The organism is Peribacillus sp. NPDC096448, assembly GCF_044762675.1.
Taxonomy (GTDB): Bacteria; Bacillota; Bacilli; order Bacillales; family DSM-1321; genus Peribacillus; species Peribacillus frigoritolerans_B.
On sequence record NZ_JBIWEU010000002.1, the window covers coordinates 207958 to 224389 of the forward strand.

The window sequence follows — 16432 nt, forward strand, 5'->3', positions numbered from 1 at the left end:
ATTCTACGTGACGCCTTCAATGATTTTTATTTTAATGAAAAAATTAATGAGTATATATAGAAATAACCATAGTATAAATACATATATATATCCTATGCCCTAAAATAATTGATGTTTCCAATGCATTTCCTTTATCCAAGTATTCACAAGCCTTGATTTAAAGTAGTTCTTCATTAAACTGGATTCTTTTCAAAATTTGATTTAGAAGCAAAAGTAATCATACTCCTATAAAACGTGAATGATATCCACTATTTTTTATAATCAAGTAAAATTCCTGAAAGGAAACGAATAGTTTGAAGTGATCGGAATTGAAAGGGAAATAATCCCAGATAAATAGCAATTGAGGTGGTAATGATGAAAAATGGAGTAAATCTTATCGGATATGCTAGAGCTGAATCAGGTTTGGGTGAAGCATGTCGTTCGGCTGCTAAAGCTCTGCAATCTGTCGGTGTTCCGTTTTGCATCATTAATTTTCCTAGATGTCCTTCAAGACAAAATGATCTTAGTTGGAAACACAAAGAAGTAAAACAACCTATATATAAAACTAATATTTTTTTTATAAATGCAGACCAACTGTATTATCAATTTAGTTTAACCAATTTAAAAAGAGAATGGTTCAACAATCGATATAATATAGGATATTGGCATTGGGAATTGCCTGAATTTCCAGATGCTTGGGTAAAGAGCTTTGATTTAATAAATGAAATTTGGGTTCCTTCACTTTTTACATTGAATTCAATTTCTTCGAAGTCATCAAAACCTGTTCATTTTATTCCTCATGCAATTTCCGTGGAAGTACCTGAAATAAATCGGACTCATTTTAGTTTACCAAATAATCGTTTTCTTTTTTTAACGATGTTCGATCTTCACAGCACATCAGCCAGAAAAAATCCCTTAGCGGTCATAGAGGCATTTAAAAAAGCTTTTCCGCAAAATGATCATACAGTTGGTTTAGTTCTTAAGATCAATAGTGCATCTCATTTTCCAAACGAAGTTAATCTATTAAAACAAAACATTATGGGGTTTAACAATATATTTCTAATTGATAAAGTGTTAAGCCGCAATGAGGTTAATGCGTTAATGAATGTCACAGACAGTTTAGTTTCCCTTCACCGTTCAGAAGGATTTGGTTTACCGCTGGCTGAAGCCATGTATTTGGGGAAACCAGTGATTGCTACAAACTGGTCGGGAAACGTTGACTTTATGAATGAAAACAATTCCAGTTTAGTTGATTTTACATTGAAAAATATTGTGGAAAATTACGGACCTTATATAAAAGATCAACAATGGGCAGAACCTGAAATTGATCATGCTGCTTGTTTAATGAAACAAATGGTGGATGATATAGATTATGCTAATCGAATTGGTTTACGGGCTAGAAAAACTATATTAATTAAATACTCACCCCGAAATATTGGACGCATATATAAAATACGTCTAAATCAAATCGGTTTATTATGAGTGCTAAAAGTATCAAAATACAATTGCGCGAGTATAAGAACAGCTAAAATCCTAATGGTTATTTTGATAAATGCTTTATGAAAAAGAAAACTGTAGAGGCAACTTTAATTATGCTAAAGGGTAACTTTGGTGTTCCTATTGTTTTTTATCACACATACTATGTAAATGACAGATTTTGTATTCTGCGTGTACTTAAATTTTATTACAAGGGTGTGTAGTAAAGTATGAAAGCAATCATTTTAGCGGGAGGTCAGGGAACACGGTTTTGGCCTTTAAGTTCAAAAGAAAAGCCTAAACAGTTTCAAAAAATAATTTCAAACGAAACAATGCTTCAACAGACTTATCAAAGATTTCGAGATTGGCTTCCAGCTGAAAAGGTGTTTGTAGTAACGACTGAGAAATTTTTGAAACTTGTAAAAGAACAATTACCGGAGATTCATAGGGAAATGATTATATTGGAACCAGATCAAAGAGATACAGCTCCATGCATTGCACTGACCGCTCTACATTTTCTAGAAAAAAATGATGATGAGGTATTGGTTATATCCCCTTCTGATCAGTATATTCAAGGCAGTAAGCCCCTTCAAAATGCAATTAATTTAGCAGAAACTATAGCTGACCGTGAAAATGCAATCGTTACACTTGGTGTTAACCCTATAAACCCTGAGACTGGATATGGTTATATTCGCACAAAACCCAACGCTCAATTTTATTCATCTGTTTATCAGGTAGAAGCATTTATTGAAAAGCCAGACATTAAAACGGCAGAAAAGTTGTTGCTTGAAGAAAATGTATATTGGAACACAGGCATTTTTATTTGGAAACCTTCGACAATTTCATCATATTATAAAAAACTGCAACCAGATATGTGGGAACTTATAAACAAAAAGGATGTAGACTTAAAAACAGCTTATTCAATGATTCCAAAAGTGTCTGTCGATTATGCAATCATAGAAAAAGCAGATAATCTTTATACCATACCAGTAAACTTTGTCTGGGATGACTTAGGTGTATGGACCTCTTTGGCACGTGTTGAAACAGCGGACAAAAATAATAATTATCAAAAAGGTGATGTTACTACGTCTTCTACTGAAAATTGTATTGTCTACACTGATCGTAAGACGCTCCTTATTGGAGTAGAGGACTTAATTGTAGTTTCAACAGAAGAGGGGATATTGGTTTGCCACAAATCAGAAGAACAAACTATAAAAAAGCTATTGAATAACGAATACTTCCCAGATAAACCATCCAAGGATGAATAGGAATCATCAATAATAATTGATTTTTTTACGAGTATAATAACGGAGGGCTTACTTATGAAAACAGCATTAATAACAGGAATTACAGGCCAGGACGGCTCATATTTGGCAGAATTGCTATTAGATCAAGGTTATAAAGTTTACGGATTAAAAAGAAGAACAGCTACCACGAATCTTGAAAATATCAAATCTTTCAAAAATGAAATTGAGTTTATTTCAGGTGATCTTCGCGATATTACATCTTTGACTGAAGCAGTACATGTAGCAAAACCTGACGAAATTTATAACTTAGCTGCACAATCCTTTGTCGGAGATTCCTGGCGTCAGCCGATCTATACGGGAGAGGTAACAGGGCTTGGAGTAACGAACATGCTTGAGGCAATCCGTCAAGCAAAACCAGATGCACGTTTTTATCAGGCATCGAGTAGTGAAATGTTTGGGAAAGTACTTGAAACGCCTCAAAAAGAAACGACTCCATTCTACCCTAGAAGCCCTTATGGTGTGGCAAAGGTTTATGGTCACTGGATTACGGTGAACTATCGAGAAAGTTACGATATGTATGCTTGCTCTGGAATTTTATTTAATCATGAATCACCTCGCCGGGGAATAGACTTTGTAACCAGGAAAGTTACTGATGCCGTCGCAAAAATAAAGCTTGGAATTCAAGATAAACTGCATCTAGGGAATTTAGATTCAAAACGCGATTGGGGTTTTGCTGGAGATTATGTAAAAGCTATGTGGCTTATGCTTCAGCAGGATGAACCGGATGATTTTGTTATTGCTACCGGTGAAACTCATACTGTTAAAGAATTCGTAGAAATCGCTTTTGAACATGTTGGCTTAAACTGGCAGGAACATGTCGTTCAAGATCCGCAGTTCATGAGACCTGCAGAGGTTGATATTTTGTTAGGAGATCCTTCAAAAGCAAAACAAATATTAAAATGGGAGCCTCAAATAACCTTTGAACAACTGGTAAAAATGATGGTAGATCAGGACCTGCAAAAAATACAAAAATAAAGCTAATTAATGACAAAAGATGTGAATAACAAAATTTTTATTGAAATATATTTATTTAGTTTAACTTCAGCTCCTCAGAAAGTGAGTTTAATCTAATTTAACCTCATTAGTTAGTTTTAAGGAGGCTAAGGAATGACTATTCCTACAGGAATAATATGGATTGGTCCTGTTTATCAGATGGGAGGCTACGGAAATGTCTCACGAAACTTTTTAAAAAGTCTATCAAAGCTTGGAATTCGAATCCATGTTATAAGCATTTCGGACATTGATCAGGAAATAGGTCAAGATGAAATTAATTTTGTAAAAAGAATCTCCCGAACAGATTGGACAGTAGGGAAAAATCCTTTGTTAATTATCCACACATTACCAGAGAATTATCAATATTTATATAAACGATTTTGTGGAAAGTTTACAAATGTCTATAAGAAAATAGGCGTTACCATTTTTGAGACAGATAGAATACCTCAGCATTGGGTATCTGCTTGTAATCTTATGGATGAGATATGGGTTCCAAGTCAGTTTAATATTCAAACTTTTAGTAATAGTGGTGTGGATATTAATAAACTAAAATTAGTTCCTTATGCAATTGATTTAAATCCACTCCTAAAGCCACATAACTCTTATCAATTTGATGAAGAAACAAATAACTTTAAATTTTTATACGCTACGATATTTGATTTTCGAAAGGGTATTGATTTATTAATTGATTCGTATTGTAAGGAATTCACAGAAGAGGATGATGTAACATTAGTTTTAAAAGTCTATGTGCCCCAATTACAAATAGATATAGACCCCTTAGCATATTTACATTCTTTGATTCCACAAAAGGATAAAAATCCCCATATATTAATCATTATAAAAAACATGTCAGACGATGAGCTTTACTCACTATATAAATCATGTGACTGTTTCATTTCAACTGATCGCGGAAATGGGTGGGGGATGCCTGCTATGGAAATGATGGCCATGGGAAAACCGGCAATTGCGATTAATTGGTGTGGAGCGACACAATTCATGAATGAATCCAATTCATTTCTAATTGAACCGGAGAAAGAATTAGAAGATGTGCATACTTTACTTGCTACAAATAGACCTGCATTATATGCCGGGCATAAATGGGCTGCTGTAAATCCTATATCTGTTGGAAAGGTTATGAGAGAAGCTTATGAGAATGGTGAAAAGAGATCGAACATCGCCCATAAAGCGCAAGAAGATATTTATACGTTATTTTCTCTAGACGCTATTGCGTTACATTTAAAATCAATTATAGGTGTTTAACTTTTAACCAGCTTGCAAACAAACGTATAAGAGAGTATGTAGAGGGAAGTTATTCTATTCTTAAATCGCTATACTAAGGAATTAAACTCGGCATTCATGGATAAAAATAGGTGCGAAATTGAAATCTTGTAATTCAGATTACTTTTAAACTTAAGGAGTGAAATTTATGGGACTGTTTTCTAGCTCTTCTTATTCTGACATATTTACTTTTGGAGAGAAACAACTCCATTATAACAGGGTTCCTATTAATAATGTGTCGGAAAGGGCAATCGAAGTGCCAATAGGTCTCAATTTTCTGATGGAGCATAATTCCAAACGGATACTTGAAGTTGGTAATGTACTGCAGCAGTATATACAACAACCAATATACGGCACATGGAACATTCTTGATAAATTTGAGGTTGGCCCTGATGTTTTAAATATCGATCTTATGGAATATAATCCGGAGGAAAAGTATGAAGCTATTATAAGCATTTCGACTGTTGAGCATATCGGCCAACGAAAAGATCCATCGGGTTCCTATGGGGAAGAAGATAATGTTAGAGATAAAGAGACGCCTCTTAAAGCTATTGTAAAAATATATAATCTTCTTAAGGAAGGAGGTCATGCGTTAATAACTGTTCCATTTGGAAAGTTAATTGATCATGGATGGCTGATTCATTTTGACGATCATTATATGCAATTACTGATTAATAAATATGAAATACCTGATGATGAACTTATTATTAAATATTATAGAAAAATGGAAATGGAAATGACATGGAATAACCCGCGTCAAGTGTGGGTTCCTTGCTTAAAAGAAAATCTTGCCGATACAATTTATGATAGCCCGTTTCCTAATGCGAATGGTATAGCTGTGTTAGAAATAAATAAGAAGAGTGATAAAGAGCTTAGGATAGAATCAATTAAAAACACCGACATTAAATTTCATTCTCCTAATATTATCAATAATTTGTATTTCAATTATATAAACCGATTTAACATTCCAAGTAATCATGATTTAGACGGTTGGATACCGATTAGGAATCAAGGTGTAGTCTTCCATGGTCCATATGTAGAACTTGACTCTGGATGGTATACCTTAGATTTTAAGCTTGAAACAAGTACCAATTTTGATTTTACGATTGATTTTGCATCTAATATGGGAACAAAAATAATCATGTGCCATTCTGCAAACGGCTCCTTAGAACTACAGTATTGTTTTCATTTACCATCTCCTGAGAGTAAATTTGAAATAAGACTTTTCAATGACACAGTTTTTCCCCGAGGGACAGTTACTTTTCCTATGGTAAGAGTAAGAAAACTAACGTTAAGAAAATTATAAAGTTTTTACAATACTTACTTGCATTAAAAAGAGGTAAGGATTAGGAAGAAGGTAATAAGGAAAAGGAAGATTCCTAACCAAAAATAAACTGGATTATGCTTGATATCCTCATTTTGGACGAAAAATTATTTGTTCTTGTTTTAAGGGAGTAGGAAGAGGTAGTTTAAAATATGTAGATCATTCCCCTAAAAGGGGGGATTTTTATGTGAACTTTTCACTGTCCTATGCTGATGGTAGATCTTCAAAGCTCATGAAGATATCAAACAATGATTTATTTATAATGAGGGGATAGGATAAATATGAATATGAGAAATATGCCTATTATTATTATCCATAAAGGTGATAACGAATATATATCCTATAGTTTACAGCAATCAAAATTAAGTAATCTCAACTCAGATGTAATTCTAATAGGAACACCAGTAAATCAAAAGTACTGCCCTGATAACATAAAATATGTAGGAATTGAAGAATTTAATCTTAGTGCTTTGGAATTTTCAAAGACATTTCAAAAAATAGATAAGGCTTTCACTACTAATGAGAAAAATGAATGCTTTATTCCAGTAGATGATTATAATCTGTTTTGTTATCAAAGATGGTTTATATTAAGAGATTTTATGAAGGCAAACAATATAAGTCAATGTTGTTACCTAGATTCAGATTGTATGCTATATACCGATATTAATAATCCCACATACAACTCAATCCAGGCTAATTGGATAGGGATATTTAATATTAACGAACTCAATAATTTCTGTTTATTCATTCAAAACTATTTTAGTGATAAGAGTTCGTTAGAGGATTTATTAAGATTTACAAGGGGCATTAAGCATGCATTTGTATCTGATATGGCTTTATTATGGCTGTTTAATCATTTTCCAGAACATAAACCAAAACTTGGATATTTTAAGGATGCTTTTTTTGATCAAAACATACATGATCATAATATTTACTTTAGTGGTCAATCTCCTGAACTTGAAATGTTAGAGGGTAAGAAGAAGATATACTTAATTAACGGGGCTTTATTTTGTAAAAACCTTTTAATAAATCAATATTCTAGAGTGAACTCTCTGCATTTCCAAGGGTTTGACGGGAAAGGATTTATGAAACAATTTTATTTACCGAATATAAAAATTAATCAAAATAAAATAAATTATTTTGATTATTCGTCTTGTCAATGGCGGCCTACTGAATAGCTTAACAAATAATATTATTAAAAGGGGAAAATGATTATGAAGGTATTAGTTACTGGAGCTACAGGTTTTTTAGGGAGCTTTCTTGTGAAAGCTCTTGTAAAAGAAGGCTATGAAGTAATTATACTTAAACGCAGTTTTTCAAATAGTTACCGAATTGCCCAATTGACACCACATATTACAATTTATAATCTTGATGAAATAGATTTAGAGATCCCCTTTCAAGACTTTAGAAAAATAGATGCTGTCATTCATACAGCGACTTGTTATGGTCGTAATAACGAAAGTATTAGGGAGATCGTAGAGGCAAATTTAATATTTCCTTTACAACTTCTTGAAATGGCTGTAAGTTATAAAACAAAACTTTTTATCAATACTGATACTTTTTCTAATATTAATTCAATAAGCAATTATCTTATAAATTATAATCTTTCGAAGAAGACTTTTCTTGAATGGGGAAAGGTTATCTCCATCAAAAAGAAAATTAATTTTATTAATGTAAAACTAGAACATTTATATGGACCATTTGATGATCATAGTCAAAAGTTTGTACCTTATATTATTAACAGTTGTTTAAAAAACGTACCAGAGGTATTATTAACACCTGGAGAACAAAAACGTGATTTTATTTATGTAGATGATGCGGTCTCTGCCTATCTCATTTTACTACAAAAAGGAATATCTAAGTCAACAAGCTTTTTTGAAGAATTTGAGTTAGGAACTGGTAAAGAAACCTCTATTCGTGAGTTTGTAGAACTTGCTCATAAAATAACCAAATCCAAGACAATATTAAAGTTTGGGAGCCTTCCTTATCGAGATGATGAAATTATGTTCTCTAAAGCAAATATCGAACCTTTAACATCGATAGGCTGGTCTAGTAAGATCAAATTGATAGATGGAATTGAAGAAATAGTTAAACAAGTAGGAAGGGAAGTTAATTAACATTTGAGAGATAGCGGTGCATAAAAAATGGACAGTACGCATTTAAAAGTAACTATTGATGTATCTATTTAATAAAATATAATCTCTTATTTATGATCAATATCTGTATACTCGGGAATATGCAAAAAATAAATGTTGCCTAGATTGAAAATTGCCGTCATTCTTACCAATTCGATTCCCACATTTCTCTTCTACTGTCCATTTTGTTCTATCCAAAAAAAAAAATCCCTCCTGTGTAAAACAAAACAGGATCTCTACACAAAAGGGATAATAACAATAATCATCTGGTGTTTCATGAAGTCAGTATCATCCATTACATTCATTATGCTCAATTTCATTAGCTGATGATGGAGATTTTACAAGATGTTACTTATTGGTAACTAATGCCTTTATACGTAGATTAAATGATTTAGGAAAATTTTTATATCCAATTTAAAAAAATATTTGTAATATTCCTTTCTCTTATCAATTCTTTTAAATTTTCAGCTGCAGATTTCATCTCTGGAATCAGCCATTCATGAGTCTCAACCACAATCGTTTCTATATTCTCATGTAAATTTAAATCAATCATCTTTTTCAACACATCAAATTCAGCCCCTTCAATATCCAACTTTACTAATTTAATTTTCTTACCTATTTTGTTTAAAAATTCTGTAAAATCCACAGCTTCTATTTCTATAGAATCTTTTTGATCAATATATGGATTATATGAAATAATTGAAGACCCTACACAATTTTCGATAGGATATTGACTTGCTCCTTTTTCAAAATATAGAAAAATTTTATCGTTTTTATGCCAAACTGCTTGATTAAAACAAATAACATTAGAATAATTCAAAAATCTATTTTTCAATTTTTCAAAAGCAATGGGATTGGGTTCAAAAGCATAAACAAGCGCCCCTTTTTCCGCCATTTTTTCTGTGACATTCCCCACATGTGCACCACAATCTATAGAAATAGTTCCATTGGTGAGATCTGAAAATAACTCACTGCTATCTGCAGACAATTTCATTAAACATTTACCTCCTAATTTTATTTCTTAAAATAAAGCAAGTATGATCTTAATTCAAATAGTTAACTTTTTAAATTGATAAATTAATTTTTAAAACTTTTGCAATTTCATCGATTGAATAATTTTTGTTAATATCCTCTTTAGCCTTTTGTCCTAATTCATATCCTTTTTCTTGATTTTCAAACGCAAACCTTAATGCTTTTCTTACATTTTCTTCAGAAACCTTAGCCCATTTATGGCCTGAATATAATAAAGGTCTTGATATTTCGAGGGATTTATCTACTGACTCAAGTTCGTCTAGAGGTTGAATAAGTATAGCATTATTTTCATTCGTAAATTCTGTTGATCCACCCCAATTTATTGTTATTACAGGTTTTCCCATGACCATCATTTCCATTTGCGGCATACCCCATCCACATGCCCTGTCAGTTGATATATAACAAGAACAACTTGAATATAATGATAGTAGTTCATCTCTAGGTAACTTATTACTTATGATATAAATTCTTGGAAGATTATTTCTTATAGGTATATATGATCGAATTATTTTTTCGATTTCAATTTTTTCATCATATGCATATACCTTTAAAGTAAGAGAAACATCATCTTTACTAGTGAATTCTTCACAGTAACTCTTTATCAACAAGTCTATTCCTTTTCTATAATCAAATTGAAAGGTATATAAAAAAGAAAATGATTTGGCCTCCTCTGGAAATGAGTAAGAATTAATTACATGATTAAGATTTTCTGTATCTATCCCATAAGGAATAATTCTTATTTTTGATTCTTCAACTCCCGATTGAGCAAAAGTCTTATAATTAAATTTTGAAGGAACCCAAATTTCATCCATTGAATTGCACAATCCTACCCAATGAGTTGGAATGCGATCTGTTTCAAAAATAGTTATTCCAATTTTTTTTCGAAAAGTATAGAGGTCTTTATAAGTTGAAAAAATTTCTGGGGTGCTATGAATAATTAAAAAAGGATCTGAGCCTAACTGATTAATCGGACGGTTAATACTCTGAATAAATTCCAAATCATCTTTCCCAATTTCCTCGTGCACGGCACCAATAAAATGAATATGGACCGGAATTTCTAATTTTTTTAACATTCTTAGATAATTTCTACTAACATTCCCATATCCCCCAATATCATAGACATGACCTACCCAAACAATCCCAGTAGGGAGCGACATTTTATCACACCTTTTAGTCTGATTTTTATTTAATATTAATAGGGTTTCAATCCCCCTTTAATTTTTGGAAATCATTAATCTGCTTTAAAGTGAATTTGTTCATATTTTCACCTACTTCATAGTTTTTGTACCATTGAACTGCCCAATCTATAGATTCTTTTGTCGATAATTTGGGTTTCCATCCAAGCTTTTGAAAAGCTTTAGAACTATTAAGCTTTAAAAATGGTGATTCATGTGGGTGACCATTATCGTCATAATTAATCTCAATCTGTTTGTCCCATAATTTCATGGTTATATTAACTACATCATCTACGCTGATGTCCTTTTCTTCAATAGGTCCAAAATTCCAGCCATCACTATACAGTGAATCATTCCATAGTTTTTCTGCAAGGAGCAAATAGCCATTTAACGGTTCGAGGACATGTTGCCATGGGCGAACGGCATTTGGATTTCTTATATTTAATTCTTTTCCATAGAGAAAAGCTTTCATCATATCAGTAAACAAGCGGCCTTCTGCCCAGTCTCCACCCCCAATTACATTTCCGGCTCTTGCTGAAGCCAATCTAATATCGGAATGGCATTTTAAATTCAAAAAAGATTTTCGATAAGATTCTGTAACAAGCTCGGCACATGCTTTACTTGCACTGTATGGGTCGTGTCCTCCCAACCGATCATTTTCACAAAAAGATCTTAGGTCTTTATCATTGTTTTGATAACATTTGTCACTTGTAATGTTTATAACAACCCGTGCACTCGTTGTCTTCCTTACCGCTTCCAAAACATGAACTGTACCGATAACATTAGTGTGAAATGTCTCAATAGGATATTGGTAGGATGTTCTGACGAGTGGTTGTGCAGCCATATGAAAAATAATTTGGGGTTGATAAGTGGTCATTGTTTCCTGGAGTTGTGAATAATTGTTAATATCGCCATAATACGAAAGACATTCTCTTGACGTTTCGGTAATTTCGTATAAATTTGGACTTGAAGGAGGATCTAGAGAGTATCCAATTACATCAGCTCCAAGGGAAGCAAGCCAAAGCGTGAGCCAAGTCCCTTTAAACCCTGTATGTCCAGTGATCAGTACCTTTTTTCCATTCCAAAATTCTTTATTTATCATATCACCACACCTTCCATGGAGCTTTCTCTTCTTTCCACATTTCCTCTAGTTTCATTCGATCCCTTAACGTATCCATCGGTTGCCAAAACCCTCTGTGTTGATAGGCGACTAATTCATTATTCTTAGCTAATGTTTCAATTGGTTCCTTTTCCCACATTACTTTGTCTCCTTCGATAAAGCTAATTATTTCAGGTTGCAATACAAAAAATCCTCCATTTATCCAATTTCCATTCCATTGGGGTTTTTCTTTAAATTCTACTACTTGATTATTCGAAATACTTAATTCTCCAAATCGTCCTGGTGGATGGACAGTTGTCACTGTAGCCAACTTTCCATGCTTTTTATGAAATTGTAAGAGTTCTTGGATATTTACGTTACTAACCCCATCGCCATATGTTAAGCAAAAAGTTCCCTCCCCAATATATTGCGTTACCCTTTTTAGTCGTCCACCAGTCATTGTCTCTGCCCCTGTATCAACAAGTGTCACTTTCCATGGCTCGGCACTATTTTGATGAATAATCATTTCGTTTTTACTCATATCAAACGTAACATCAGACATATGCAAAAAATAATTAGCGAAATATTCCTTTATTACATAACCTTTATATCCTAAACAGATAATAAAATCATTAATCCCATGATGTGAGTATATTTTCATAATATGCCAGAGTATCGGTTTCCCACCGATTTCAACCATTGGCTTAGGCTTAAGATGTGTTTCTTCACTAATTCTTGTTCCAAGCCCTCCGGCCAGAATTACTGCTTTCATCCTCTCACCCTTCCTGGTAAAAAAGCTCTATATTCAATTATCATTTCTGGTATCTTATGCGATATGACAAAGAGTGTTAAAGAATCGAATTCTTACTATCGGAAATTTATATTGGAATTAAAGCCCTTAGAAGAGTCAGTCCCAGTAAATCTTTTTTTCATTCAGTTTTTGGGGTTATTACAACTAGGTACCAAATAAATGAGCATTATTGGTTTTTAGGCAACTCAATAATCGTGTATTGAGTTTTCAACATATAGAGTTCGCAAAAGCGGCTAATGTTAAAGAAAAGTCTCTCTGCCAAGTTCGGGACTGGGGTCTTTAAGCTTTTATAATTATATGTCTGGGGTAGGTGAAGAGTAGGCTTTCATTCGTAATTACTTATAAGGTATGTCGCAAATCATTAAAAGTTACAGGCAATACAATCAAATCATAAACCAGGTATTTGTATATTTATTAATAATACTATGAATATAATAACCATCGGGAAATTTATAATTTTATAACTTTAAAAATGCAGATTAAATAAATATAAGACCGACCGGTATAGACCTTTTTTATATTTGCCTTTTAATTATTTTTAACCTATTAACTGTTCTTCTACAAGTCAATTACTCCAAGAATACAAAAGTGCATTCTTGACAGCTGACCATTCAGATTGGAGGTAATGAACAAACTGCTGTAAGTTCGCCAGTCCGGGCTATGTATTATAGAGTCCACAGTTTGGCAGGAAGGAAGGCGGTTACAGAGATGATCAGACCGAAAGTGTAAATTTATTTCCGTTTTAGTAGTGACACATGTAAAGAATACCCATATTTTTAGTATTTGAAAATCCATTTTCAAAGCTTCCAAGGTAATGATGTACTCTATAATTACCCCAAAAGGACATCACCAAAATGTCGGAAGAACCATTTTATCACCGGTGATTACACCAGGCGTGTCAGCGGCAATTGATAGCTTGAATAATAAGAAAAGAATTAAATATGTTTAATAGGGAATGGCTTTTAGTGTTTTCAATTTTATAGGGAAGTTATCTTTAAATGATTTCATGTGGGGTAAAAGCTACTAAATAGATGAAATAATCAAATATGACTTTTTAGGAATAAATTTCTCAAAATGGACTATTTAAAATCCGCAAAAAGTATTACCATTTTTAAATAATTAAACATAATATAGCTTATTAGTATATCTAACAGGTGTCTCAAAATGACTAACTCTTCAACCCATGCAATTTTTAGTTTTGGGACCTGAGAGTAGTGGAACTCGGTTAGTTACAAGAATTCTTATAAAGCAGGATGCCTTGGAAGTGATGAACATATTCAGTAATGGGATGACGCTGAATTTCCTTTACCCGAACACCCGGTTGTTTTTAGGAAAAGTGTTCCGCATGGAGGAAAATGGCCTGATATTCAACAGTATATTGAACAACTTCGTAAAAAGGGCTATTTTGTTCAGGCAGTAGTTACTGCAAGTGATTGGCATGCTGCATGTAAGTCTAAAGTGCATAATCACCATGTCAAAAATGGGGATGAAGGATATAAGAATCTAAAAAAAGCTTATCCACATTGGATAAGTACCTTAACCTTTGCGTTGACAAAAATAAATCATACTTGACCTGACTCAATAAATTTTTTTAGAAATAAACATGTGGGGATGGATTAATTGAAAATATCAATTATTGGACCTTTATTTGATGCATCAGGTTATGCACAGGCACTTCGTTCAATTGCTTTTGGGCTTCTTGACAAAGTTTATAATGTAAGGATTATACCTAGGGACTGGAGTCAATTGGAATGCGGGTTACCTGATTCACAAAAACAACTTCTTTCTATTTGTTGGAAGCAATGTTCTGCCGGCAGGTAAACTCTTGGGCAATGTTAATTTGAAGAATTGGACATCATTCCTGGAAGAATAAACATTGGGTTGACGATGCAAAATCAAGTGATCCCAATTGGAATGGATTCCAAACAATTTTATCCAGGTGCCATAAAGATGAATATACCTGGCCTTGAAGGGCGTTTTGTATTTGTACCAAACTTTGAATGGGTACCCTGTATAGGGCATGACTTATTAATAAAGCTTTTCTGGGGAGTAAGTGATTTTAAAATTTAAAGATTGTTAATTTACTATGATTATATAACTATAGCTAACCATTTTTTACACATCCTAATATTTAGTGTTAATTAAAAACATAATATACAGTGGTCGGATACCATCTGAAATTTATTCATAGGGGTGAAAAATCTTGAATGAATTAATTAATTATTGGAGAAAAAATTTAACGTTGCCTAATGATTTGACAAAAGATGAAATTCTGAATTTTTGGACTGTTGGAGATAAACCATATACTGTAAGAGTAGAGAACGTAAAAAAATACTCTGAAATATTTAAATTACGTACCTTAATAGAAACAGGAACCTACCATGGAGAAATGGTTCGAGCGATGATAAACCAATTTGACAAAATCATCTCTGTAGAATTGGACGAAAAATTATTTAATGCTGCAGCAGCAAAATTTTCTGATTCACCTCATGTGACTATCGTTCACGGTGATAGCGGGAAAGTGCTACCAAAAATACTTGAGAATATTTCAGTACCATGTCTATTCTGGTTAGACGGACACTATATTCCAGGTACAAATGATACTGCAAGAGGAGACCTTGATACTCCGATTATGCAAGAATTAGATTATATTTTGACTCATCCAATTAAGGAACATGTAATTCTTATAGATGACGCACGTTGTTTTATCGGACCTAATCCGGTTTTAAATGATTATCCTACTATTCAAGTATTAGAAAACTATATAAATAATAAACGTCCAGATTTATTTTTTGAAGTTAAAGACGATATCATACGAATTCACAAACCTGAATTATTCATGGGTTGATTTTTCTTATAGGATTTTTGCGATTAACTGCAAAATTGTAGCTTTTTTCTGAGGCCTGATTTCATTTTTAAAATATTCCTAACCTTAATTTGAAAAGCTCACCTGAATAATATTAATTAACATTTACTTGTATCTAATTAATATATCGAAAATTGACATTTTAATTGTTTACAGTACCGGAAGATGGGGAGTCAATTAATGGTTGCCAAAATACCTAGTACTTCTTCTAGGCAGGTGCTATGTAATTTGTCAGATTTGTGGCGGGAGGAATTTAAGGTCTGTTTCAGCTATTTTTTCAGTTGAATTCTTTCCGTTTCAATTCGGTTTTTTCTTCATTTTCTTTGGAGAGTAAAGACCAATAAACCATTTTTGAATTTTATGCTAAATATTTGAATATTCATTGTGTTTGTATTGGAATCATCAGTGCTACCTAGCTGGTCAAAAGCTAAACCATTTTTATCCTCATTAATGAAATTCCCCATTGTTCCTAGTTAGAACTTAATAAACATTCTTAGGGATAGGTTAGGTTTGTCAGATAAAAGTATAGGGAAAGAATTGCTCACCTTCTGGCTTTACCATCTTCACTACGACCCTTCAAGAATGGTTCCATTTGGTAACCTTGTATTCAATTTTTTTTGTAAGACAAATGTGTAGCAGTAGGTAGGTCATAAATTAGGGACGGCAAAATCACAATTACCACTGGTTACAATCCTTATCCAAAGGAACTTTATTCTATAATGAGAAATCTCTGGTCCCACAATAAACACGAATACTTATCGAGGTATAAACGGTTCCATCACGAAGCCTATTTAAAGACAACTGTGAGGGCCATAACATCAAAAGAGGATAAAAACCATTGGTTTGATAATAGGCATAATATTCGATCCATATTGTTTTCCACAAGTTGAAAGTTAGCAAATCGACTTAAAAGGATAAAGTCTAATTCTTCGGTTCATCAGCGTAATCATAGGAATA

At 32.9% G+C, this 16432-nt stretch carries 14 protein-coding genes; 10 read left to right on the forward strand and 4 right to left on the reverse strand.

The window, feature by feature from the left end; translation table 11 throughout:
- Positions 1–351: 351 nt before the first annotated feature.
- From ACIQ0C_RS04915 to ACIQ0C_RS04945, 7 genes are all read left to right on the forward strand, one after another.
- Positions 352–1461: a glycosyltransferase gene (locus ACIQ0C_RS04915; RefSeq protein ID WP_403057542.1), complete on the forward strand. Its 1110-nt coding sequence runs from the start codon at positions 352–354 to the stop codon at positions 1459–1461.
- A 224-nt stretch (positions 1462–1685) separates the two neighbouring features.
- Complete coding sequence (locus tag ACIQ0C_RS04920; RefSeq protein WP_403057545.1) at positions 1686–2723, forward strand: mannose-1-phosphate guanylyltransferase; 1038 nt, start codon at positions 1686–1688, stop codon at positions 2721–2723.
- 54 nt (positions 2724–2777) lie between these two features.
- On the forward strand, positions 2778–3737 hold the full coding sequence (gmd, locus tag ACIQ0C_RS04925; RefSeq protein WP_403057548.1) for a GDP-mannose 4,6-dehydratase: 960 nt from the start codon (positions 2778–2780) through the stop codon (positions 3735–3737).
- Positions 3738–3869: 132 nt separating this feature from the next.
- Positions 3870–5015, forward strand: a complete 1146-nt coding sequence (locus ACIQ0C_RS04930; RefSeq protein ID WP_403057551.1) for a glycosyltransferase family 4 protein — start codon at positions 3870–3872, stop codon at positions 5013–5015.
- A gap of 166 nt (positions 5016–5181) precedes the next feature.
- Entirely contained in the window at positions 5182–6339 is a 1158-nt protein-coding gene (locus ACIQ0C_RS04935; RefSeq protein ID WP_403057554.1) for a class I SAM-dependent methyltransferase, read from the forward strand.
- A 299-nt stretch (positions 6340–6638) separates the two neighbouring features.
- A complete protein-coding gene (locus ACIQ0C_RS04940) occupies positions 6639–7535 on the forward strand; it encodes a hypothetical protein (protein ID WP_403057557.1) in 897 nt (298 codons plus the stop codon).
- A 36-nt stretch (positions 7536–7571) separates the two neighbouring features.
- The gene (locus ACIQ0C_RS04945) at positions 7572–8474 is read left to right on the forward strand and encodes an NAD-dependent epimerase/dehydratase family protein (RefSeq protein ID WP_403057559.1); all 903 of its coding nucleotides are present in this window, start codon (positions 7572–7574) and stop codon (positions 8472–8474) included.
- A 421-nt stretch (positions 8475–8895) separates the two neighbouring features.
- Here the strand turns inward: ACIQ0C_RS04945 and ACIQ0C_RS04950 are convergent, their stop codons facing one another.
- From ACIQ0C_RS04950 to rfbF, 4 genes are all read right to left on the reverse strand, one after another.
- Positions 8896–9486 carry an FkbM family methyltransferase gene (locus ACIQ0C_RS04950; RefSeq protein ID WP_403057562.1) on the reverse strand — a complete coding sequence of 197 codons (591 nt, stop codon included), beginning with the start codon at positions 9484–9486 and terminating at the stop codon, positions 8896–8898.
- A gap of 70 nt (positions 9487–9556) precedes the next feature.
- On the reverse strand, positions 9557–10681 hold the full coding sequence (locus ACIQ0C_RS04955; RefSeq protein ID WP_403057565.1) for a glycosyltransferase family 4 protein: 1125 nt from the start codon (positions 10679–10681) through the stop codon (positions 9557–9559).
- A 46-nt stretch (positions 10682–10727) separates the two neighbouring features.
- Complete coding sequence (rfbG, locus tag ACIQ0C_RS04960) at positions 10728–11801, reverse strand: CDP-glucose 4,6-dehydratase (protein ID WP_403057568.1); 1074 nt, start codon at positions 11799–11801, stop codon at positions 10728–10730.
- Position 11802: 1 nt separating this feature from the next.
- Entirely contained in the window at positions 11803–12570 is a 768-nt protein-coding gene (rfbF, locus tag ACIQ0C_RS04965; protein ID WP_403057571.1) for a glucose-1-phosphate cytidylyltransferase, read from the reverse strand.
- 1659 nt (positions 12571–14229) lie between these two features.
- On the opposite strand from rfbF, the gene ACIQ0C_RS04970 reads away from it, so the two are divergent.
- From ACIQ0C_RS04970 to ACIQ0C_RS04980, 3 genes are all read left to right on the forward strand, one after another.
- A complete protein-coding gene (locus ACIQ0C_RS04970; protein WP_403057574.1) occupies positions 14230–14430 on the forward strand; it encodes a hypothetical protein in 201 nt (66 codons plus the stop codon).
- A gap of 66 nt (positions 14431–14496) precedes the next feature.
- Positions 14497–14679 (forward strand): hypothetical protein, encoded by a 183-nt coding sequence (locus ACIQ0C_RS04975; RefSeq protein WP_403057577.1) that lies wholly within the window; start codon positions 14497–14499, stop codon positions 14677–14679.
- Between the two features lie 133 nt (positions 14680–14812).
- On the forward strand, positions 14813–15457 hold the full coding sequence (locus tag ACIQ0C_RS04980) for a class I SAM-dependent methyltransferase (RefSeq protein ID WP_403057580.1): 645 nt from the start codon (positions 14813–14815) through the stop codon (positions 15455–15457).
- Positions 15458–16432 lie beyond the last annotated feature (975 nt).